This window comes from Dyella sp., assembly GCF_051962475.1.
In the GTDB taxonomy this organism is placed as follows: Bacteria; Pseudomonadota; Gammaproteobacteria; order Xanthomonadales; family Rhodanobacteraceae; genus Dyella_A.
In genome coordinates this window covers 1-22,045 of record NZ_JBQCCF010000057.1, presented here as the reverse complement: position 1 = coordinate 22,045, position 22,045 = coordinate 1, and the positions used below count along the sequence as shown (strand labels likewise).

The 22,045-nt window shown below is 67.9% G+C and carries 22 protein-coding genes; all 22 read right to left on the bottom strand.

The genetic code is table 11. The annotated features are described in order from the left end of the window. A partial coding sequence (locus ACTHJF_RS13045) for a hypothetical protein (protein ID WP_440267487.1) occupies positions 1–83 on the bottom strand: 83 nt, incomplete at its 3' end. A 77-nt stretch (positions 84–160) separates the two neighbouring features. Continuing rightward, positions 161–490: a preprotein translocase subunit YajC gene (yajC, locus tag ACTHJF_RS13040; protein WP_440267485.1), complete on the bottom strand. Its 330-nt coding sequence runs from the start codon at positions 488–490 to the stop codon at positions 161–163. A gap of 275 nt (positions 491–765) precedes the next feature. After that, complete coding sequence (gene tgt / locus ACTHJF_RS13035; RefSeq protein WP_440267484.1) at positions 766–1,887, bottom strand: tRNA guanosine(34) transglycosylase Tgt; 1,122 nt, start codon at positions 1,885–1,887, stop codon at positions 766–768. Positions 1,888–1,916: 29 nt separating this feature from the next. Next, entirely contained in the window at positions 1,917–2,525 is a 609-nt protein-coding gene (locus tag ACTHJF_RS13030; protein WP_440267483.1) for a flavin reductase family protein, read from the bottom strand. 80 nt (positions 2,526–2,605) lie between these two features. Beyond that, positions 2,606–3,802: a flagellar hook-length control protein FliK gene (locus tag ACTHJF_RS13025; RefSeq protein WP_440267482.1), complete on the bottom strand. Its 1,197-nt coding sequence runs from the start codon at positions 3,800–3,802 to the stop codon at positions 2,606–2,608. 86 nt (positions 3,803–3,888) lie between these two features. Then, entirely contained in the window at positions 3,889–4,326 is a 438-nt protein-coding gene (gene fliJ, locus ACTHJF_RS13020) for a flagellar export protein FliJ (protein WP_440267481.1), read from the bottom strand. After that, the gene (fliI, locus tag ACTHJF_RS13015) at positions 4,323–5,687 is read right to left on the bottom strand and encodes a flagellar protein export ATPase FliI (RefSeq protein WP_440267480.1); all 1,365 of its coding nucleotides are present in this window, start codon (positions 5,685–5,687) and stop codon (positions 4,323–4,325) included. The genes fliJ and fliI overlap by 4 nt, the downstream gene beginning before the upstream one ends. Continuing rightward, positions 5,684–6,118 (bottom strand): hypothetical protein, encoded by a 435-nt coding sequence (locus ACTHJF_RS13010; protein ID WP_440267479.1) that lies wholly within the window; start codon positions 6,116–6,118, stop codon positions 5,684–5,686. Before ACTHJF_RS13010 ends, fliI begins: the two co-directional genes overlap by 4 nt. Beyond that, positions 6,115–6,753 carry a FliH/SctL family protein gene (locus tag ACTHJF_RS13005; protein ID WP_440267478.1) on the bottom strand — a complete coding sequence of 213 codons (639 nt, stop codon included), beginning with the start codon at positions 6,751–6,753 and terminating at the stop codon, positions 6,115–6,117. The genes ACTHJF_RS13010 and ACTHJF_RS13005 overlap by 4 nt, the downstream gene beginning before the upstream one ends. Further along, complete coding sequence (gene fliG / locus ACTHJF_RS13000) at positions 6,753–7,757, bottom strand: flagellar motor switch protein FliG (RefSeq protein WP_440267477.1); 1,005 nt, start codon at positions 7,755–7,757, stop codon at positions 6,753–6,755. The genes ACTHJF_RS13005 and fliG overlap by 1 nt, the downstream gene beginning before the upstream one ends. Next, a complete protein-coding gene (gene fliF / locus ACTHJF_RS12995) occupies positions 7,750–9,474 on the bottom strand; it encodes a flagellar basal-body MS-ring/collar protein FliF (protein WP_440267476.1) in 1,725 nt (574 codons plus the stop codon). The genes fliG and fliF overlap by 8 nt, the downstream gene beginning before the upstream one ends. 41 nt (positions 9,475–9,515) lie before the next feature. Next, positions 9,516–9,860 (bottom strand): flagellar hook-basal body complex protein FliE, encoded by a 345-nt coding sequence (gene fliE, locus ACTHJF_RS12990; RefSeq protein ID WP_440267475.1) that lies wholly within the window; start codon positions 9,858–9,860, stop codon positions 9,516–9,518. 76 nt (positions 9,861–9,936) lie between these two features. Continuing rightward, positions 9,937–11,343, bottom strand: coding sequence for a sigma-54 dependent transcriptional regulator (locus ACTHJF_RS12985; RefSeq protein WP_440267474.1), 1,407 nt, complete (start codon positions 11,341–11,343; stop codon positions 9,937–9,939). 421 nt (positions 11,344–11,764) lie between these two features. Next, positions 11,765–12,316 carry a PilZ domain-containing protein gene (locus ACTHJF_RS12980; protein WP_440267473.1) on the bottom strand — a complete coding sequence of 184 codons (552 nt, stop codon included), beginning with the start codon at positions 12,314–12,316 and terminating at the stop codon, positions 11,765–11,767. Positions 12,317–12,365: 49 nt separating this feature from the next. Next, on the bottom strand, positions 12,366–12,668 hold the full coding sequence (locus ACTHJF_RS12975; RefSeq protein ID WP_440258670.1) for a hypothetical protein: 303 nt from the start codon (positions 12,666–12,668) through the stop codon (positions 12,366–12,368). Continuing rightward, positions 12,668–13,093 (bottom strand): flagellar export chaperone FliS, encoded by a 426-nt coding sequence (gene fliS, locus ACTHJF_RS12970; protein ID WP_440267472.1) that lies wholly within the window; start codon positions 13,091–13,093, stop codon positions 12,668–12,670. The genes ACTHJF_RS12975 and fliS overlap by 1 nt, the downstream gene beginning before the upstream one ends. A 14-nt stretch (positions 13,094–13,107) precedes the next feature. After that, positions 13,108–14,508: a flagellar filament capping protein FliD gene (gene fliD / locus ACTHJF_RS12965; protein ID WP_440267471.1), complete on the bottom strand. Its 1,401-nt coding sequence runs from the start codon at positions 14,506–14,508 to the stop codon at positions 13,108–13,110. A 283-nt stretch (positions 14,509–14,791) separates the two neighbouring features. Then, complete coding sequence (locus ACTHJF_RS12960; protein WP_440267470.1) at positions 14,792–16,258, bottom strand: flagellin N-terminal helical domain-containing protein; 1,467 nt, start codon at positions 16,256–16,258, stop codon at positions 14,792–14,794. 297 nt (positions 16,259–16,555) lie between these two features. Continuing rightward, on the bottom strand, positions 16,556–17,779 hold the full coding sequence (flgL, locus tag ACTHJF_RS12955; RefSeq protein ID WP_440267469.1) for a flagellar hook-associated protein FlgL: 1,224 nt from the start codon (positions 17,777–17,779) through the stop codon (positions 16,556–16,558). Positions 17,780–17,784: 5 nt separating this feature from the next. Beyond that, positions 17,785–19,668, bottom strand: a complete 1,884-nt coding sequence (gene flgK / locus ACTHJF_RS12950; RefSeq protein WP_440267468.1) for a flagellar hook-associated protein FlgK — start codon at positions 19,666–19,668, stop codon at positions 17,785–17,787. Between the two features lie 18 nt (positions 19,669–19,686). Beyond that, positions 19,687–20,673 carry a flagellar assembly peptidoglycan hydrolase FlgJ gene (flgJ, locus tag ACTHJF_RS12945; protein WP_440267467.1) on the bottom strand — a complete coding sequence of 329 codons (987 nt, stop codon included), beginning with the start codon at positions 20,671–20,673 and terminating at the stop codon, positions 19,687–19,689. A gap of 1 nt (position 20,674) precedes the next feature. Further along, positions 20,675–21,802 (bottom strand): flagellar basal body P-ring protein FlgI, encoded by a 1,128-nt coding sequence (locus tag ACTHJF_RS12940; RefSeq protein ID WP_440267486.1) that lies wholly within the window; start codon positions 21,800–21,802, stop codon positions 20,675–20,677. Positions 21,803–22,045: the final 243 nt, after the last annotated feature.

Below are 22,045 nucleotides of genomic sequence, written 5' to 3'. Positions count from 1 at the left end.
AAGGCGTTGGGCAGCGCGTAGAGGATGCCGAACAGCAATACCAACGCGACCAGCGCGTATTTCCAGCGTGGAAAGTCACTCATGCCTTAAGAAGCCCGTTGCTCGTTACTTCGAAGGCCGCGGCCCCCTCGGCCGCGGCGGATGGCCGGGTCCGGCCTCGTCAGGACGACTTCAGCGTGCCCTTGGGCAGCACCTGGGAGATGGCGCCCTTCTGCAGCTTGACCTTGACGTTCGGCGCGATCTCGACCGTCAGGAAGCTCTCGCCCACCTCGTCCACGCGACCGGCGATGCCGCCGTTGGTGACCACTTCATCGCCCTTCGACAACGCCGAGAGCATCGTGCGGTGCTCCTTCTGGCGCTTCATCTGCGGACGGATCATCAGGAAGTAGAACACCACGAACAGGCCGATCAGCGGCAGGAAGCTGATGATCGGGTTGCCCGCTGCGGCGGGGGCGGCCTGGGCGATCACGGAAGTCACGGCAAAACTCATCGATTTGTCTCGCAAGTTGCGGCCCCGACAGCATTTTCTGCCGAACGCCTGATAAAAGATCCCGGATTATGCCATGCGCCCACGGGGGCTGCACTGCGGCCCACTCCCCGGCGCCGCTGTCTAGGAGCGCGCCGGCGCGCGTTGGTTCCCGCAACGGCGTGCCGCCACTGTAGGAGCCCGCTCGCGGGCGATGCCTTTGCTCCTGATCCACATCGAAGCCACGAGCAGCGCCCGCGCGCGGGCTCCTACAACGGGGTCTCGATGCCAGCGGGCGGTTACGGCGTCGGCTGGCGCCTGGTGTAGAACTCGGCGGCGAAATCGTCCAGCGTGCCGGCCTCGATCGCGCCGCGCAGACCGGCCATCAGGCGCTGGTAGTGCCGCAGGTTGTGCATGGTGGCCAGTTGGCTGGCGAGGATCTCGTTGCAGCGGTCCAGGTGCCGCAGGTAGGCGCGGCTGAAGCCGTTGGCGCAGGCGTAGCAGTCGCAGCCCTCCTCGATCACCCGCGTGTCCATGGCGAACTTGGCGTTGCGGATGCGCAGCGTGCCCTCGGGCACGAACAGGAAGCCGTTGCGCGCGTTGCGGGTGGGCATCACGCAGTCGAACATGTCGATGCCGCGGCGCACCGCTTCCACGATGTCCTCCGGACGGCCTACGCCCATCAGGTAGCGCGGCTTGTCCTGCGGCAGCAGCGAGACGGTGAAATCCAGCGTGTGGTTGCGCTCGGCTTCCGGCTCGCCCACCGCCAGGCCGCCGACCGCGTAGCCGTCGAAACCGATGTTGACCAACCCCTCGGCCGAACGCCGGCGCAGTGGCTCGTACACGCTGCCCTGCACGATGCCGAACAGGTTGTTGGGATTCTTCAGATCGTCGAACGCCCGGCGCGAGCGTTCGGCCCAGCGCAGCGACAGCTCCATCGACTCGCTGGCAACTTTCTCGGTGGCCGGGTACGGCGTGCACTCGTCGAAGATCATCGCGATGTCCGAGTCCAGCACGGTCTGGATCTTCATCGACACTTCGGGCGACAGGAACACCTTGGAGCCGTCTACCGGCGAGGCGAACGTCACGCCCTCCTCGGCCAGCTTGCGCTTGTGCGCCAGCGAGAACACCTGGAAGCCGCCCGAGTCGGTAAGGATCGGCTTGTTCCAGCCGATGAACTTATGCAGCCCGCCAAACTGCTCGACGATCTCCAACCCCGGCCGCAGGAACAGGTGAAAGGTGTTGCCGAGAATGATCTCCGCGCCGATATCGACGATGTCGCGCGGGGTCATCGCCTTGACCGAACCGTAGGTGCCCACCGGCATGAACGCGGGGGTCTGCACGGTGCCGCGGGCGAAGGTCAGCTGCCCGCGACGGGCCGCGCCGTCGGTGGCCTTGAGATCGAAAGTCATGGAAGTCATCCGGGCAATTGTAGCCCGGGGGCGCTATTTCACGGCGGGCGCGTCATGCCGAACCGGTCGCGCGTGGTGGCGTACCAGGGGCCGCCCAGGCGTCCGATCAGATCGAGCCTGGCCGGATCAACATGGCGCGCGTCGGCCATCACCGCATCGTCGATATGCGCCAGCAGCACGCGGGCGAAGATCAGGAAGTGGCGCGGGTGCTCGGCCGGGTACGGCTTGATCTCGGCCACCTCGCATTCGAAAGCCACCGGCGCGGCGGGCAGGCGCGGCACCGCGACGCGATCGCCCGGCACGGTGTCCAGGCCCAGCTGTTCGATCTCGCTGACGTCGTGCGGCAGCGTGGCCGCCGTCTCGTTCATCGTGGCTGCCAGGGCGCCGCTGACCAGGTGGATGATCAGCTGGCCGGTGTCGCGCGCATTGACCAGGGTGTCCTTCAGGCGGCCACCCGGCAGCCTTCCCACGTTGACCATCAGCGTCGGCGGATCGTCGCAGATCACCTGGAAGAAACTGTAGGGCGCCAGGTTGCTCACGCCGGTGGCGGATACCGTGGACACCCAGGCGATCGGCCGTGGCGTCACGGTGGAGGCGAGCCAGCGGTAGGACTCGGCGGGGTCGAGCGAGGTGAAATCCAGCTGCACGGAGGTGCGCCTGCGAATCGGGACGTTCGCCAGACTAGCGCGCGCCGCCCACGCGACGTATCGCGCTGCGACAGGCCGACTCAGGCAAAGGTATCGAGCAGGCCCAGCGCACTGACCGTGACCGGTGCGGCCAGCGGCTCGTCGCTGCCCGCCTCGCCACCATCACCGTGGAACGATGGCGTACCGCCGCGCGAACCGTCACCGCCGCCGGACGACTGCTGCCCGACCTGCGCCTGACCCAGCGACAGGCCGTGCTGGGCGAGCAGCGTATCGAGCTGCGGCAGCGTCTGCTGCAGCGCGTGCACCGCGGCCGGGTGCTGCGCGGCGAACGTCACGTCGACCTGGCCGCCGTGCTGCATGCGCACGCTCACGTCGACTTGTCCGAGTTCTTCTGGGTGCAGGCGGATCTTCGCCTGCTTGATGTCCTGGTTGCCGAGCCACGCCACCTGCTGGCCGAGCTCCTGCGCGAACGCGGGGCTGCCGGCCGGGCTGGCGATGTGCAGCGCGTGCGGCGGCATCACGCCGGTGTTGGCGGTGGGCTGCGGCGCCGTACCCAGCAGCGCGGCCAGATCCTGCACGGCCGGGCCGTCCGTTCCCTTGTGCGCGGCCAGCTTGGTCGCGCCGGCGGCGAATACGTCGGCTAGCGCCGCCGCGCCGGCGGTCGCTGTCTGGGTGGTCGGCGCGGCGCTCGCGTCGACGGCGGCATCGGTACTGGTGCCAGCAAGCGTCGCCTGCGCGTCCGCAACCGCCGGCTCCGCAGCGGGCGCCTGCCCCATCGAGGCCTTGAGTACGCTGGCCGCCATCACCTTGGCGGCACCGCCGGTGGCCGCCGAGGCATTGGCCGGCATTGCCTGGCCGAGCAAGGCGAGCATGGCGCCGGCAACGGAGATGGCATCGGGCGTCAGTTCATCGTCCGCGGTCGGTGCGGGCGCCTGGGCCACCGGCGCGGGCTGCGTTGGATCGGCCTCCACGGTGGGCGTCGGGGCGGCAGTGCTGGCCGCATCCGTCGCCGAGGACGTGTCCTCTGGCGTCGTAGACGCTTCGGCGCCATCCGCGCGCTTGCGGCTGGCGTGGGCGTCGCGGGCGCGGGAGGTGTCGGTCGGCGTCGTGTCCTTCGATACGGTATCGGTGGGAGCGTCGCTGTCGCGCTGCTGTCGTGCGGCATCCAGATGACTGTCGAAGGCGCGGCCGGCATCGGTCGGGCCGCGCGACTCGACGGGTGCGGACGCGGTGGAGACGACGGTCGGAGTCACGGAAAGGGCGGCGGTGGCGGGCATGGGAACCTCGTCGGAAATTCGTCGGCCGGTCGGCAGTGAGAGAGTTGCAGCAAGGTTCGCGCCAAGTGCCGGGCGTGGCGGCTGGCCTATCGGCCTGGCCCGGGCGGGCGGCGATGCTGCATGCGTTCGTCAATGTCGGACTGCTCGCGGCGGTCTTCCGCCTTGCGCTCCAGCTCGCGGTAATTGCTCACCACGCTGTCCAGCGCCTGCTCGCGCGCATGCGCATCGCGCCACTGGCCGCGGGCGTGATCGAGCTGGCGCAGCTGGCGCTGCACTTCGGTCTGCTGCTGCTCGATGGCGCGGTCGATGCGCTCGATGAACTGCTGGCGATTGAGCAGCGCACTGACGCTCATGCCGTCGCCCTGCCCCGCGGCGTAATCCTGACGGTAGCGCTTCAGTTCGCCGAGCTGATGCTCGGCGCGTGCCACGCGCTGCTGCTGCTCGGCGAGCTTCTGCATGGCGTCGTCGCGGCGCTTGTGCGCCTGGTCGACGGCCGGCTGCAGGCGATCGGCGCGTGAACTCATGCGTCGGCTTCACCCGTGAGCGTGCGCAGCGCCTCGATACCCTGGGCCAGCGTCATCGGTTCGTCCACTTCCTGCTGCAGAAAGGCGCGCAGGCGCGGCCACATCACGATGGCGTGGTCCACCTGCGGGTCGGAACCCTTCTGGTAGGCGCCCACGGCGATCAGGTCGCGCTGCTGGCGGTACGCCGAATACACCTGGCGGAAGCGCTGCGCCGCACGCAGGTGCTCGCGCCTGGCCACGGCCGGCATCACGCGGCTGATCGACGCCTCGATGTCGATCGCTGGGTAGTGGCCGGCCTCGGCCAGATCGCGCGAGAGCACGATGTGGCCGTCGAGAATGGCGCGCGCCGCGTCGGCGATGGGATCGTGGCGGTAGTCGTCGCCCTCGGTGAGCACCGTGTAGAACGCGGTGATCGAGCCGCGGCCTTCGGCATCGTTGCCGGCGCGCTCGACCAGTGCCGGCAGCATCGCGAACACCGACGGCGGGTAGCCCTTGGTCGCCGGCGGCTCGCCGATCGCCAGGGCGATCTCGCGCTGCGCCTGGGCGTAGCGAGTGAGCGAATCCATCAGCAGCAGCACGCGCAGGCCGCGGTCGCGAAACCATTCGGCAATCGCGGTGGCGTACTGCGCGCCGCGCAGGCGCTTGAGCGGCGGTGCGTCGGCCGGCGCGGCGACGATTACCGCGCGGCGGCGACCTTCCTCGCCCAGTGTGTGCTCGACGAACTCCTTCACCTCGCGACCGCGCTCGCCGATCAGCCCGACCACCACCACATCGGCGTCGGTGTACCTGGTCATCATGCCGAGCAGGGTCGACTTGCCCACGCCGGAGCCGGCGAACAGGCCCAGACGCTGGCCGCGGCCGACGGTGAGCAGCGCGTTGATCGCGCGCACGCCGGTGTCCAGCGGGGTGTCGATGGGCTTGCGCGACATCGGATTGATCGGCTCGCCCTTGAGCGCGGCGTGTTCGTCGGCGTCGAGCGGACCCAAGCCATCCAGCGGCAGGCCATCGGCGCCAATCACGCGACCCAGCAGGCCCTGCCCTACCGGCAGCCCGCCAGCGCGCGCGCAGGGGCGCACGCGGGCATTCGGCAGCACGCCGTGCATTTCGCCCACCGGCATCAGCAACAGGCGCTCGTCGGCGAAGCCGACCACTTCGGTATCGAGCTGGTCACCCTCGGCGGTGTCGACTAGGCAGCGCGCGCCGAGCGCCGCCTCGCAGCCCTCGGCCTCCAGGGTCAGGCCCACCACGCGACGCAGCCGTCCTTCGACGACCAGCGGATGCGACGCTTCGGCGCGACGGCCGCGCCGCGCCAGCTGCTCGCGCCAGCGCTCGCGGCGCAGCGCCAGTGGATCGGCGCTCATCGCGCCAGCGCCTGGCCGCGCGACGGGCGGCGGGTGGTAACGGCAGAAAGATCGCGCCGCCGGTGTGCGCCCACGGGACGGGGGGATCGCTTGGGCTGTCGCACCGCGCCGCCGGGGGAGGAAGACGGGGAGGACAACCGCGCGGAAGCACACCAGAGGCGCGAAAGCGGGTAGCCGAGGCGCCAGCGGCGCCACAGCCAGAACAGGGGAAGCCAGGCGCGAAAGCGCATCACGCGCACGTTCTGTACCGGGGGCAGTGCGCGTGCCCGGCGTCGGGCGATGCGCACGGCCATGCGCGCATCGGCGGTCTCATCGCCACGTGATGGAGTGACGAGCGGCGCCGCAGCTTCGTCGATCCAGCGCGGGCGCGAGTGCATCGCCGGATGCGCGGCCAGCTCGATCACGCGGGCGCTGGCGGCGTGGCCGCTCACGCGGTGATCTCCTCGTCGCCATCGTCTTCGTCCAGACCGAGCACGGCGTCGACCACGGCGGCCAGGCGGGTTTCCACGCGGGCGTCCAGGCGCGAGCGCTCGCTCTCCAGCAGGCAATCGCCGCGCGCCAACGCGGGATCGGGCAGCAGTTGCCAGTGTTCTTCGGCCACCGCGTGTTCGCGCAGCACGGCCAGATCATCCGGATGCACGCGCACGCGCAGTTCGCGCGTTGCCGAGGGCAGCGCGCGTGCCGCCTGTTGCACGGTCTGCACGATCAGCTCGGGTGCAGTGCTCAGTTCATGCGCCAGCACGCGGCGAGCGATCACCACCGCTAGTCGCGCCAGTTCCTGTTCAGTGGCGTCGTCCAGTGCGGCCAGTGGACGCGCGGCAGATTCCAGCAGTGATTCCAGCCGCGCCACCACGGCGCGCTGCTCACGCGCTGCATCGGCGATGCCTTCGGCGCGGCCGGCGGCGTAACCCTCGTCACGTGCCTGGCGTTCCAGCGCCTCGAGATCGGCCACTGTGGGCGGCGCCGGCAGGTCGTTCACCGGCTCGCTGCGCGCGGCGTCGTGCACCTGGGGCAGTTCCCAGCGCTCGGCGCCGGCAAACGTGTCGCGGATGATCTGCGCGGCCATCAGACGAAGTCATCTCCGCCGCCGGCCAGGGTGAGCTGGCCGGCATCGGCCAGTCGGCGCGCGATCATCAGCACTTCCTTCTGCGCGGCATCCACTTCGCTCACGCGCACCGGGCCGGCCACTTCGAGATCGTCACGCAGCATGTCGGCGGCACGCTTGGACATGTTGGCGAAGATCTTCTCGCGCATCGCCGGCTCGGCGCCCTTGAGCGCCACGGTGAGGCGCGTGGAGGGCACTTCGCGCAGCAGGGTCTGCATGCTGCGGTCGTCCAGGCCGGCGAGGTCGTCGAAGACGAACATCAGCTCTTCGATCTTGCCGCCGAGGCTGGCGTCCTGGCTGCGGATCGCCGACATCAGCTCGGCCTCGCGGCTGGTCTCCATCGCGTTGAGGATGTCCGCGGCGGCCTTGAGGCCACCCACGTTGGCCGACTTGAGCTTGGTGGAGTTGCCAGAGAACTGGCGCTCCATGATTTCGTCCAGTTCGTTGAGCGCATGCGGCTGCACGCCGTCGAGCGTGGCGATGCGCATCACCGCGTCCGAGCGCGTGCGCGGCGGCAGGTAGCCGAGCACTTCGGCGGCCTGATCGGGCTCCAGATGCGCCAGCACCAGCGCGATGATCTGCGGGTGCTCGAGGTTGATGAGCTCGGCAATCGCGCGGCTCTCCATCCACTTGAGCGATTCCAGACCCTTGCTGGAGCGACCCAGCAGGATGCGGTCGATCAGGCCACCGGCCTTGCTCTCGCCCAGCGCGTTGGTGAGGATCTTGCGGATGTAGTCCTCGGTGCCGACGCCCAGCGCGGTCTGCCGGCCGACGTCCTCATTGAGGCGGTTGAGCACCTGCTCGACCTGGTCGCGGGTGACGCTGGTGAGGCCGGCCATCGCCGAGCCCACCGCCTGCACGTCGCGGGCGGAGAGATGCTTGAGCACTTCGGCCGCATCCTGCTCACCCAGCGTGAGCAGCAGAATGGCGGCGTTGCGGGCGCCCTCGGAAACCTGCTCAGCCATTGTCGCCCACCCAGTTGCGCACGACCTGCGCGACCTGCTTGGGGTTTTCGCTCACCAGACGCCTGGCCATGTGGATCTTCTGCTCGTAGGCAATCGCCTGCCCGATGCGGGCGGGCTCGTCCTCTGGGATATCGTCCACGCGCACGGAAACTTTCGGCATCGGCGACGGCAGAGCGTTCGCCATCGGCGCGCTGGCACGGGCCGGGCCACGGGTAAGCCCCTTGAGCAGCGGACGCAGCAGGCCGAAGGCCACCAGCAGCGCCACCAGGATGCCGCCGCCCTGCTTGATCAGGTCGAGCATGCCCGGGCGCTGCCAGAACGGGATCGGCGAATCGCCCGCCCCGTCGGCCGTCACATCGTGATGGAACGGCTGGTTCACCACGCTCACCGTGTCGCCGCGCGCGGCATTGAAGCCGACGGCGTTCTTGGCCAGCTCGGTGAGGTGATCGAGTTCCTGCTGGGTGAACGGCACGCTCTTGGCGTCCTTGCCGCTGCCGACAAGCTTGTTGTCGACCACCACCGCTACGCTGATCCGCGACAGCCGCCCGGCCGGATCGCTGACGTGGCTGATGGTGCGATCGAGCTCGTAGTTGCGGGTGGCGCTGGAGGAGGTGTCGCTGGGCGTGACCGTGGTGGTGCTGGCGGCGTTGGCACCCGCGGCACCATTGGCGGCCCCGTTGGGCGCTGCGCCGGCCTGCGGATTAGCCGCTGTGGGCTGCGCCACCGTGTTCGGCGGCTGGTTGCTCAACGCGCCGGGTACGGCGCCATTGGCGGCGCCATCCACGCGCTGCTCGGAGCTGGTCTGCTCGCTGCGCAAGGCCGGGTGATCGTGATCGTAGGTTTCGGTGGCCTTCTCGGTCTGGCTGAAGTCCAGATCGGCGTACACCTGCGCGCGCACCTTGCCGGCGCCGACCAGCGGCGTGAGCAACTCTTCGATGCGCTGGGCGTAGGTGTTCTCGATACGCGTGGCCAGGCGCAGGCGGGTGTCACCCACGGCGGCGGCGCTGTCCGGCGCGTCGCCGGTGAGCAGCTGGCCCTGCTGATCGACCACCGATACCTGCTTGGCGTCGAGCTCGGGGACGCTGGAAGACACCAGATGCACGATCGCCGCCACCTGGCTGGCGTCGAGCTGGCGTCCGGGGAACAGGGTCACCAGCACCGAGGCGCTGGCCTGGCGATTGTCGCGGATGAATGCCGAGGGCTTGGGCAGCGCCAGGTGCACGCGCGCGGACTTCACCGACTGCAGCGCGCCGATGGTGTTGCCCAGATCGGTCTCCAGCATCTGCTGGTAGCGCGTGCGCTCGGCCATGTCGCTCATGCCGAACGGTGAATCGGCCGCCGGCAGGATGGTGCTGTTGGCGCTGCCCTGCGGCAGCCCCTGCCCGGCCAGGCGCAGACGGATCGCGGCCAGATCGGCCTGCGGCGCCATGATGGTGGTGCCGTCGCCGGCCAGCGTATAAGGCGTGTTGCTCGCCTGCAGCGCCTGGGTGATGGCGGCGGCGTCTTTCTGGTCCAGCCCCGCATACAACATGCCGTAGTTGGGACCGCGCGACCACAGCACCACTGCCACGCCCATCGCCACCGCCAGCGCGACGCCCACCAGCAGCATCAACTGCCGTGAGGCCGGGCTGCGCGCAATGTCGCGAAGATCGAGGCGCGCGCCGGGGCGCTCGCTGTCGACCTTCGGTTCCGTGGGGGTCATGCCGCCGTCTGCCATGGGGATTGCTCGTTATCGATGGGCGAAGGAGAGGGCAGCCGTCAGACCGGCATGTTCATGATGTCTTTGTAGGCATCGACGAGCTTGTTGCGCACCTGCGTCATCGCGTTGAGCGAGAGGTCGGCCTTCTGGATCGCCACCATCGTGCGAGCCAGATCCGCGCCCTGGTCGCCACGCTCGAACGCCGCGGCCATGCGCCCGGCCGTGGCTTGGCTGTCCCCCACCGCGGCAATCGACTGCTTGAGCAGGGCGCCGAACGGACTGGCGCCGCTGGTCGGTGCAGTCGCCGGTATCGCCGTGGAGGAGAACGCCACCTCCGGCGAACGCACCTGGGCGGACATCTGGCGCATCTGGCTGAGCAGGCTGTTGACGTCGATCGTGGTCATGACGGTTTTCCAACGCGTGACGGGTTTCCGCAGGGGTTACTGCACGATGTGTGCCATGGAGCCAGAGCCCCTGCCCTCACGCGGCCAGGCCGTTCTGCAGCCCGTACTTGCGCAGCTTTTCCACCAGCGTGGTGCGCTGCATGCGCAGCAGCTTGGCGGCGTGCGCCACTACGCCGTCGGTGACGTCGAGCGCCTGACGGATCAGGCCCACCTCGATGTCGGCCAGGTGATCCTTCAGGTCGATGCCGCCCTCGGGCAGCTGCGTCGCATCGTTGACGGCGGCGTGGTCGCCCACCACCGCGTCCATCATGGTCAGCAGCTGACTGCTGCTGGGCTCCTCGGCGGGCGTGGCGCCGCGATAGCGCTCGGGCAGTTCGCCGGCGCGCACTTCGGCATGCGGATACAGAATCGCCAGGCGCTCGACCAGGTTGCACAATTCGCGCACGTTGCCCGGCCACGGATAGCCGCGCAGCGTCTGCAGCGCGCTGGCCGAGAAGCGCACCGAACCCACGCCCCGGCGCTCCAGGCGCTGGTTGAATTCGTTGATAAGCACCGGCAGGTCTTCCAGCCTCTCGCGCAGCGAGGGCAGCTCCAGCGGGAACACGCTCAGGCGATAGAACAGATCCTCGCGGAAGCGACCATCGGTGATCGCCTGCTCCAGGTTGCGGTGGGTGGCAGCAATGATGCGCACGTCGCAGCGCAGCGTCTTGTTGCCGCCCACGCGCTCGAACATGCGCTCCTGCAGCACGCGAAGCAGCTTCACCTGCATCGGCAGGCTCATGTCGCCGATCTCATCGAGGAACAACGTGCCGCCTTCGGCCAGCTCGAAGCGGCCCTTGCGCGAGCTGATCGCGCCGGTGAAGGCGCCCTTCTCGTGGCCGAACAGCTCGCTTTCAAGCAGCTCGGCGGGAATCGCGCCGCAGTTGATCGCGATGAACGGCTTGTCCTTGCGCGGCGAGCAGTCGTGGATGGTGCGGGCGACCATTTCCTTGCCGGTACCCGATTCACCCAGCACCAGCACGCTGGAATCGAACGGGGCCACCTGGCGGATCAGGGCATTGACCCGCGCCATGGCGCGCGACTCGCCGACGAAGCGCTGCTCGCCGCGACGCACCCCGGTGGCGCGGGCGGTGGCGCAGCGCATCGCCTCGGCGAACTGCTCATAGCGCAGCGGAAAACCGATCACCCCCACCCGGGTAAAGAACGGCGAGCTCGCCGCCAACATGCGCGAGGCCCACGTCGAGTCCTCGGCCAGCAGCAGCGGGAGATGCGCGATGGTCTCGCCCAGACCGGCCAGCTGGCTTTCCGCGGAGGCCTCGTCGCTGACGTCGCCGATGTACACGCCGCGCCAGGCGGCGTCGGGCGGAGCCTGATCCACGCTTCCGGCGTGCAGCGGAGAAAAGCCAAGAAACTGCAGCGCGGAAATGACCGAAGCGGCCCGCAGCGGGTTCGATTCGATGACCAGGAAATCGGACTTGTCCATCGTGCGACGCCTCTCGTTCTGACTTGGGTGGAACGCAGCGGTTGGGTGGGAGAGCCGCTGTGTTTTTCCGGACCGTGACGGTTTGTCGTCGGTCCACGTCGAGAGAGGGAGCAAGAAGAAGGCCAGTGCGCCAGCGCGCCGACGGCCGGGGGCGTCAGCCGCATCGCCGCTGCGCGTCACCCGCTTTTCTTGCGGAGGCGATGACGTCGCGCAGGTTCACGTAAATGAATGTCACGTAAAGATTTTGCTGTTTTGGAACGACCCGGTACAGGTGACGTCGGCGGTCACGTCGACAATTTGGCCCGTCAACAATTTCGCGCACCGGCCCCTCAAAACGTGAGGCAGATCACACTTGCATCCGACCTTGCTGAAATCGTTTACGTGACGGCCATCACAGAGTGACCCGGCAGGTCGGAAAGGTTCAGGTCAGGGACTGACGCGCCTCGGCCACTTTGCGTCGGTGATGGCGAAAAACCAGCCGCTCGATCGCATCGGCCGCGGCATCCCCTAGCGGCTCGAAGGCCAGAAAGGCCAGGCCGTCATCAAGTCGACGCTGCACGCGCGCAGGCAATTCCAGCGGCAGGCTGGGACAGGCATCCAGATAAATGCGCATGCACACCGCATCCCCTCCGGCGGGCAGCAGGGCCGCGGGTACAAGCGCGCCGATCGCGTTGAAACGAATATGCGCGCGGGCTGGCAAGGCGCTGGCCGGCACTAGCAGCCGGTTGACGATGTCGACCAGGGCGTTGAGCTTGGCGTCCAGCCGCGCCAGCTCCTGCAGCACCGGGCTGTCGTCGTCGGCGCCATCGGCGCGGCGCTCCTCGATGGCCGCGATGCTCGCCAGGGTCGACAGGTTGCGCTCGCCCAGCTGTGCCAGCGAGCTGGCGCCTTCCCCGCGCGGCAGCAGCGCCAGGCGCAGTTGATCGTCGACGCAGACGCGTTCGGAGAAGGCAAGCCAGAGGGCATCGGTCATGGCGGAAATCCTATAGCGCGGCGTGACCCGGCGGTCGCGTTCACCGGCCTCAGCCGGGGTCGGCGGTATCCAGGTAAGCGCTCACCGCGCGGTGGTTCACATGATGGCGCGAGAGATGATCGCTCACCGCGTTGCGGGCCTGGGCAGCCAGCTCGAGCAAGGCGCGCTGATCCAGTTGCAGCTGGCGCATGGCCATCAGTCCGGCGGCGTTGATCGGCGCCTGGCGCAGCAGCCGGTCGCACTCGGCCTGCAGTGCGCTGGCGCCGGCCCAGTCACCGCGGCCGGCGGCCTGCAGCATGTCTGCGCTCAGCACGAGCGCCCGCTGCAGATCGGGATGCGGCGCCTCGTTCATTACGCGCTCTTGGCCTGCGCAGCGGACGTGGCGAGGTAGTGGGTGCGGATGCCCTGCCAGCCCTCGCGTACCGGCGCGAGCAAACGAGAGGACTCGTCCAGCGCCGCCACGTCGTCATGCAACTGCGCGTAGAGCAGGCGCCGGGTGACGTATTCGTAGAGCGATTCCAGCCGCTGGCTGAAGGCGGGATCCACCTTGTGGTCCAGGCTGTCGCGCAGTTCGCCGATGATCGCCACTGCCTTGGAGATGCAGCTGCCCTTGGCCGCCACATTGCCGTGCTGCAGATGGCCGCGTGCCTGGGCGATGCGATCCATCGCGCCGTCGAGCAGCAGGCTCACGAGCTGGTGCGAATCGGCGCTCTCGACGCCAGCGACGCTGTTCTGCTGGTAGAGGGCGCTGGCTTGGCGCAGGGGTCCGTAGGTCATGAGGCGCTCCTGGATCAACTTTTCTTGGTGTAGGTGGCTTCGAGCTGCGCCAGCGCGCCGGTGAGATAGCTGCTGGTGTTATTGAGCGAAGAAACCAGGGTGTCGAGCTGCGTGTACTGATCGCGTAACTGCTTCTCGTAGACGCTCATGCGTGCATCGAGCTGGCTCTGCTGCGTGTTGAGCTTGCTCAGGCTGTCGGTGAGGCTCTGCTGCCGCGTGGAGATGATTCCACCCGAGGTGGTGAAGCCGTCCAGCGCCGTATTCAGGCGCTTGGCGTAGCCGTTCGAGCCGGCGAACAGGTCCTGCACGGCCGAGGGATTGCTGTCCAGCGTGGAGGCCAGCTTGGCGTTGTCCACCGCTAGCGAGCCGTCCGCCGAGCGGGTGATACCCAGAGACGCCAGCGACCCGATGCTGTTGCCGGCGACCTTGCCGCTCAGCACGCTGCCGATCTGCCGCTGAACCGAGTTGAGCGTGGTGTCGCCCAGCAGGATGCCGGCCTGGCCGGTGTCCTTGTCGTAGCTCGATAGCGTACCGACCGTGTTGACGTAGCTGTTGTACGCATCGACGAAGCCCTGCACGGCCTTCGTCGCGGCGCTGTTGTCGCGCGACACGGTAAGAGTGGTGCTGCCGGCGGCGGCCAGGTTGATGGTGACGCCATCGATGGCGCCGCTCACGCTGTTGCTCGCGCTGGTGATGTTGATGCCGTCCAGGCTCAGCTTGGCATCGGCCGCCTCGCTGGCACCGGCGGTATTGAGCTTGGCGGCCAGGGTGGACAGGCCGGTGCTGCTTCCCGAACCGGCACTCACGCTGAAGCCGTTGGCCACGCCGGTCTTGCTCGAGCTGAGCAGCAGTTGCGCGCCGCCGGCACCGTTGACCACGGTCGCGGTGACCCCGGGGTTGTCCTTGGCCGCGTTGATCTTGGCGGCGATGTCCGCAACGGTGTCGGTGGCGCCGATCGCTATGTTGGCGCTGTTGGCGCCCACGCTGAGCGTCAGCGATCCGTCGCCCACCGCCGCGGTGGATGCATAGGCGTCGCTGGCCCGCTTCTGCGCAGTGGCCAGGTTCTGCACCACCAGCGCATAGCTACCCGGCTGCGCGCTGGCCAGCGTGCTGGTGGTGCCGATGGCACTGTCGCCCAGCGTGGCGTTGAAGCTGGCGAAGGTGCTGGCCTGGGTCAGCGTGGAAAGCGACGACTGCAGTGAGCCGAGCGCCGAACTGAGCGAGGCCAACCCAGTCAGCAGGGCGTTGGTCTGGGTCGCCTTGTCGGTGATCTGCGCCTGCGGACCGGCCTTCTTGTCATTCACCAGGGCCGTGACAATGGAATCCACGTTCAGCCCCGAGCCGATGCCGGCCGAGCTCAAGATGGCGCTGCCCGTGCTGCCGCTGGTGTTGGTATTGACGTTGGTGATGGCCATGCCGGTTCCCGTGGGTTTCTTGACGCTGTCCGCGCCCTGACGGTTTGGTAGCAAGAACCTCGCCAGTGGCCCGCCGCGTGGACGTGGCGGGAGCGAGAAAGCTCGCTTTGCCGATGCGAAGGTGATCGGCCAAACGGCAACAAACTGAAGCCCGTCGCCTGGGCGGAACGCGCCCCGCTCCAAGCGCAGCTACGTTCCGGCACAAAGAAGAACGGCGCCACCGAAACCACCGGTGGCGCCGCGAAAAGTTCGGCGGCTTGTCAGCGCGCCGCGCTGTTCTCCGTCACTGCAGGAGCTTAAGCACCTGCTGCGGGTTGGAGTTGGCCTGCGACAGCACCGAGATACCGGCCTGCTGCAGTACCTGCGCCTTGCTCAGGTTGGCCGTCTCGGCCGCGAAGTCCGCGTCCTGGATGGTCGACTGCGAGGCTTTCAGGTTGGTCGACTGCGAGCTCAGCGTGGAGATCGTCGACTGGAAGCGGTTCTGCACCGCACCCAGCTGGGCAGCAAAATCCGCCACCGAGCTCAGCGCTACGTCGATGCGCGAGATCAGATCATTGGCACCGTCCACCGTGCCCACCGTGCCACCAGCGAGCGAGCCGCCCGTGGCCGCCGCCGTACCGGCGGTGTAGGTCGCATTGGCATTCACGTCCTTGGCATTGGCGCCGACGATGTTGCCGCCGGTGTCGGTGAGCGTCAGCGCACTGTTGGAGTAGAAGTTGATGCCCTTGCCGTCGGCGCTCACCGCCGCGCTGACGCCGTCGACGCCTGCGGCGTTGATCGCGTCGGACACGTCCTGCAGGCTCTTGGCGCCCGTCAGGTCGACCGCCTTGCCGTTGACCGTCAGGCCCTCACCGGACAGATCGGTATTGTCGACGCCCGCCGAGGAGACCGGAGCAGCGCCCAGCACCGTGCTAACGTTGGCGGTACCGCCCGCATCGGCAATGACCGGTGCTGCGGCGCTCGCGCCCGTGGCGGTGGTGGCGATGGTCAGCTTGCCCGCGTTGTTCGTGACGGTGTACTTGCCGGCGGCCGCAGAGTTCAACTGGGTCTGAATCGCGCTGGCAACGCCGTCGGCATCGGTCAGGTCGGAGTTCAGAGTCACTGTGTTGCCGTCGACGGTGAACTTGACGTCGTTGGTGCCGGAGAAGTCCGTTGCAGTGTTGGCACTGCCCACCACCTTTGCGCCCTGCGGGCCAATCTTGCCGCTGATGTCGCCGGTCTTGACCTCGGCCACCGCACCCAGGTCGCTGGCCTTGACGCTCTGGCCCAGGCTCACCGACACGGTCTGGCCCACGTTGGCGCCGATCTGGAAGCTCTGCGACTGCAGCGAGCCGTCCAGCACCTTCTTGCCGTTGAACGTGGTCTGGTTGGCGATGCGGGTCACTTCCTGCAGACGCTGCTGCACTTCGTTGTCGATCGTCTTGCGGTCGGCATCGCTGTAGGTGCCGTTGGCCGACTGTGCAGCCAGGTCGCGGATCGCCTGCAGGTTGGCGGTGACCTGATCCAGCGCCGAGCCGGTGGTCTGCGCCAGGTTGATCGCGTCCGAGGCGTTGGCGCTGGCCTGGGCCAGACCGCCGATCTGCGTGGTGTAGCGCTGCGAGATCGCAAAGCCTGCGGCGTTGTCCGCGGCGCTGTTGATCTTCAGGCCCGAGGACAGGCGCTGCGTGGCCTGGGCCAGCGCGCTCTGCGACTTGCTCAGGTTGTTCTGCGTGTTCAGCGACGAAACGTTGGTGTTGATGACCAATGACATGGGGATGTTCTCCTGACGGAAATCGATAGCCGGATGGTGTGGCTTGCTGTATTCCCGGCGGGGTTCCGTATGGGATGCCATCCGCCTCAGGGACTGTTTCGTCAGCGGCGAAAATTACTTGAGCATCACTACTTGATTTTTTTTTGCGACGTGGTTCGCACGCCGCAACCCGGAACGGGAACGACTGTTTCTATCGACCGCCGATGGCGTAGCTGTAGGCCTCGCGCGCGACCGCAGGCATAAGCGAAGACGCCGCGGCAAGCCGCGGCGTCTTCGGAGCAAACAGCAAACCGCGAACTACTTGATGTAGTTGAACAGGCTCATCGACTTCACCTGCGCAAACACCTGCTGCGATGCCTGCAGGGCGGTGGACTGGATCGACAGGCTGCTGATCGCCTGATAGACGTCCACATCGCGCGTGTCCGACAGCGTGCTCTGATAGGTCACGCCGAGATCCTGGTATGCCGCACGCTGCGCCGCGAGTGCGTTGGTGCGTCCGCCGATGTCCACCTCGGCTCGCGTCACTTCCGCCTGCGCGCTGTCGAGCGCTTCCAACTGGCGGTTGAGGGTGTTGGTCATCTGCGCCGAACTGCCGCCACTTTGTAGCGCAGTGATCATGTTGTTGAAGGTGGTGAACACATCCTGCGTCGTGCCCCCCTGGATGCTCACCGAATCGCCGGCCTGCGGCTCACCATCGAGCGAGAGCGTGAGGCCGTTGAAGCTGATGCTGCCGCCTGCGGTATAGGTGCCGGTGACCGGGTTGCCGCCACTGTCGAGCAGCTGATTACCGCTGCCGTCCAGGGCGCTCCAGTTGCCGGCGCCGTCGAAGGTGATCGTGTAGCCGCCGCTGGCTGCGATACCCGTGGCGAACGTAGTGGGATCGGACACCGCGTTCTCGCCCACCACCAGCGTGCCGGTGTTGCCGGCCGCGGCGCTGGCGACGAAGCGGCCGTTGCCCGCCGCCACGTCCATGAAGATCGCGCTGCCGGACTCGCCGGTCGGCACGGTCAACCCGGCACCGATAGCCGCGCGCGGCTGGCCATCGTTGCCGGCGTAGCTCACGCTGCCGTTAGCGCTCTTCAGGAACGGCACGGTGTTGCTGCTAGTACCGGCGAACAACGCCTGGCCGGTAGCGTCGGTGGTGTTGGCCATCTGCAGTAGCTGATCGCGCATCTGCGTGAGCTGGGTGGCGATCGCCTGACGATCGCTGTCGGCGAGCGAACCGTTGAGCGCCTGCAGGGTGAGGTCGCGTGCGCTGTTGTAGAGATCGTTGACCGAATTGAGCGTGGACTGCGCCGTGTCCAGCCGCGTGCTCGCCGCGTCGATGTTGGCGGTGTACTGGGAGTTCGCCGCGAGGATGTGACTGAGGCTGATGACGCGCCCGGCACCGGCCGGATCGTCCGAGGCCACGTTGATGCGCTTGCCGGTGCTCACCTGGTTCTGTGTGGCCGCCAGCGAGCTCTGCTGATTCATCATGCTGGCCAGCGACTGCTGGTACATCCAGCTGGTGGAAAGGCGCATGACGATTACCTCTGCACGGCAGCGAGCAGGCTGCTGAAAATGGACTGGGCGGTGGAGATCACTTGCGCTGAGGCCTGGTAGGCCTGCTGATACTTCACGAGGTTGGCGGCCTCCTCGTCGAGATTCACGCCCGACACGGCCTGCTGCGCCGACATGGCCTGGCCGTGCAGGCTGGTCTGCGTGGTCAGGTTGCTGGCTGCCTGGGAACCGGCGTTGCCGATTTCGGTGGTGAGCAGGGTGTAGTTGTCGATTACCGATCGGCTGCCGCCGGCCAGGACGCCCGTATCGGCCAGCCCGGCCAGCGCCAGCGCGTTGGCGTTGTCGTTGAGGCCGTTGCTGTTGGCGCTGATCGCGAAGCTGTCGCCCGCCGCCGGCGCGCCGGACAAGGTGAGACTCCAGCCATTGGCCGACAGCGTCTGCCCCGGGGTGTACGCGCCACTGCCCAGCACGGTGCCGCCGGCATCGGTGAGGGTGTAGGTGCCGGCGGTGGGAAACGCCACCGTGACGCCGGTGAGCAGCGCCGGATTGCTGGCGTCGGTCACCTGCAGCGACGACACCGCGCCGCTACCGGTGTTCGCGCTGGCAGCCTTGCTTTGCAGGGCTGCCGCGGCGGCGATGCCGGACGGGTCGGTGAGGCTCACCGTCAAGCCGCTGGCGGCGTTTCGGGTCGGCTGGATGCGGAAGCTGTCGCCGGCCTGCGCCGCGCCGGATACCGCCAAGGTGAGACCTGCACCGCTGAGCGAACCGTCGGGATTGGTGGTGAGCGCCACGGGCTGGCCGCCGGTGGTGGTCATGCTCCAGGCGCTGCCGTCGTAGCGCAGCGTGTAGTCGGCGCTGTCCAGTGCTGCAACGTCCGTCACCTGCGCGGCCACTGTGGCCGTCCCCGCGTTGCTGGCGGCGGGCAGCGCCTGCGGCGCGGGCAGCGCGAAGATCGGCTTGCCGAGCTGGCCGTTGAGGTCCAGGCCCTTGCCCTGCTGTGCGTTGACGCTGGTGGCCAGGCCGATCGCTGCCTGGCCAAGCCGGTTCTGCGCGCTGTCCAGCACGTTGCTGCGGTAGTCGAGCAAGGCGCCGAGCGAACCGCCGCTGATGCGCGAGGTGATGTCGCTACCGCTGCTGTCGAGCACGTCGACGCGCCCGGTGTCGTAAGGGTCGCTGCCGGTGGACAACTTGAACGCGTTGCTGCCGCTGACCAGGCTTTGTCCGCTGCTGCTGTAGATGCTGTAGGTGCCGTCGGTCTCACTCACGGCGGTCACGCCGAGGTAGCCGGACAAGCTGTTGACCAAGGCATCGCGCTGGTCCAGCAGTGCGTTCGGCGTGCCGCTGCCCAGGCTGTCGTGGATCTTGCGGTTGAGGCTGGCGATATTGTCGAGCGTGGTGTTGATGCTTTTGACAGTGTTGGTGATCTGGCCGTTGATCTGCTTCTGCTGGCTGTCCAACTGCGCGCCGAGCGTGGTGAACACCGAGGCCACGGTGGAGGCGTTGCCCAGCAGTGCCTGCCGTGCGGAGCTGTCGCCGGCAGCCGGCGCGTTCGCGACGGTATCGAAGGCACCATAGAAATTGTCCAGCGCGCCCTGCAGGTCGCCGCTGGCGCTGAGCATGCTGTTGAGCGTGGTGGCCAGGTCGTTGTACGTGGTGGCGCGCGAGAGGTTCGCGTTGCTGCTCCATACCGCACTGGTGAGATAGCTGGAATAGGCGCGCTCCACCGCCACCACGTCCACGCCGTTGCCCACGGTGAAGCGGTTCGACGGCGGCACCACACGCTCGGTCTGACGCACCACCTCGCGGCTGTAGCCGTCGGTGCCGGCATTGGTGATGTTGTTGCCGACCGTATTGAGCGCCACCTGGGCCGCGTTGAGGCCGGAGATGCCGGTGCTGAGCAGGTTAGCCATGGATCAGTCCTGGGCGCTTCATTCGAGGGATGTCGGCGCGTCGACGCCGTTCTTGAGCGCATCGAGCGCCTGACGCATCGCCGGGCTATTGGCGATGGCGGCAACCTTGTGAGCATAGGACGGATCAGTGGCGTAGCCGCCCTGCACCAGGCCGCGGGCAAAACCCGCCACGTCGTCGCCCTTGCCCAGCGCCTGCGCGTAACGTGGGTTGTCGCCGAGCAGGCGGGCATAGTCGTCGAACGACTGTGCCGGCGATTCGTAGGCACGGAACGCGGCGCGTTTGCGCACCGGCACCCCACCCTCCACTTCCAGTGTGGGCACACTGACGCGCTCGCCGCCCCAGCCGGAGCCCGCCTTCATGCCGAACAGGTTGTAGCTGGGCGTGCCATCACCGTGCTGCGGCATGTGCTTGCCCCATTGGGTTTCCAGCGCGGCCTGCGCCAGCACGGCGCGCACCGAAACGCCGAGCTTCTCGGCCGCCTTCTGCGCGTACGGCGCCATCTTGGTGACGAAATCCGCCGGGTCACCGGGAATGAACTGCGAAGCGGCCGTCACGGCAGCGGACCCGGCCGAGCGAGCCACCGAGCCGAGGCGGGACAACCAGCCATCGTCGCCATCGGCGCCGGAAGGCGCTGCGGATGCCCCGGAGGGCGGCGCCAGCCCAGCCGCACCGGGACTCGCAGGTGCCGCCTTGCCGCCGAGTTGGCGCACCAGCATCTCGGCGATGCCCAGGCCATGTCCCTGGCTGGACAGCGTCACCGCCAGCTGGTGATCGGCCAGGCCTTGCCACGAATCGCCGGCCTGGCTGTCGAAGTTGGGATCGCCGAAATTGGCGTCGCGCATCGACTTCAGCACCATCTGGGTGAAGATCGACTCGAACTGCTTGGCCACCACCGGCAACGCCGACTTCGCATCGGACTGCGCGCTCTGGCGCAGCGCGTTGAAGCCGGACAGGTCGGTCCAGGTGTTGACGTTCTGCGCAGCGGAATCGATGCCGGAGGCCATGTCAGATCACCACCAGCTCCGCATGCAGCGCACCGGCCTGCTTGAGCGCCTGCAGGATGGAAATGAGATCGCTCGGCGCCGCACCCACCTGGTTCACAGCGCGCACGATGGTGTCCAGGCTCACCCCGGGACCGAACTTGAACATGTGCCCGCCATCTTCACTTACGCGCACGTCGCTGGACGGCACGATCGCCGTCTGGCCCTTGCTGAAGGCGTTGGGCTGGCTCACCAGCGGCTGCTCGCTGATGGTTACCTGGATCGAGCCGTGCGCCACCGCGGCGGCGCTCACGCGCACATCCGAACCGATCACCACGGTGCCGGTACGCGAGTTGACCACCACACGCGCGGGCGCGTCGGCAGGAGTCACGTCGATGTTCTGGATATCGCCCAGCCACGCCACCTTCTGCGACGGGTCCATCGGGCTGCGCACGGCGATCGAGCCGCCATCGATGGCGTTGGCGGTGCCGGCTCCATAGGCGGCGTTGATCGCCTTGACCACGCGCGATGCGGTGGTGAAATCGGGCGTATTGAGGTTGAGCATGAGGTCGCCGCCGTTGCCGAACGCCGAGGGCACGCTGCGTTCCACCGTGGCGCCGTTGGGGATGCGGCCGGAGTCGGAGATGTTCACCTGCACGCTGGAGCCGCTCTTGCCCTGCGCGCTGATGCCGCCGATCACCACGCTGCCCTGGGCAATGGCGTAGGTGTTGCCGTCGGCGCCCTTCAGCGGCGCCATCAGCAGCTGGCCGCCGCGCAGCGTCTTGGCGTTGCCAATCGAGGCCACGGTAACGTCGATGGTCTGGCCCGGCTTGGCGAACGGCGGCAGGTCGGCGGTAACGATCACCGCGGCGGCGTTCTTCAGCTGCGGGCGCGCGTTGGCCGGCACCACGATGCCGAACTGCTGCAGCATGTTCTCCAGGCTCTGCGTGGTGAACGGCGCCTGCGTAGTCTGGTCGCCAGAACCATCCAGGCCCACCACCAGGCCATAACCGATGAGCTGGTTGTTGCGCACGCCGCCGACCGAGGCGAGATCGCGGATCTTGTCCGCGTGCACCGGCGTGGCCAACGCCGCGGCAAGCAGCACCAGCACCGTGGTGCCGAAGCTGCGCCAGCGCAGCAGCGACCGCCGCATCTCGCTGCGGCGCTGGGCGTCTGTCGCGCGATCGCCCAGCGGCTGGCTCGGCGCAGCGGGCTCATGCGCGCGATGTTCGTACGGCGCATGCACCGACGCCGGGACGGCGTGATTGCGCAGGTGCCTCATCAGGCGGCGGGTTTTCATGCGTGCGTGCTCGAAGAATGGGGGAACGTCCAACCGCCAGCCCCGTAGGAGCCCGCTCGCGGGCGATGCCTTTGCTCCTGATCCACATCAAAGGCA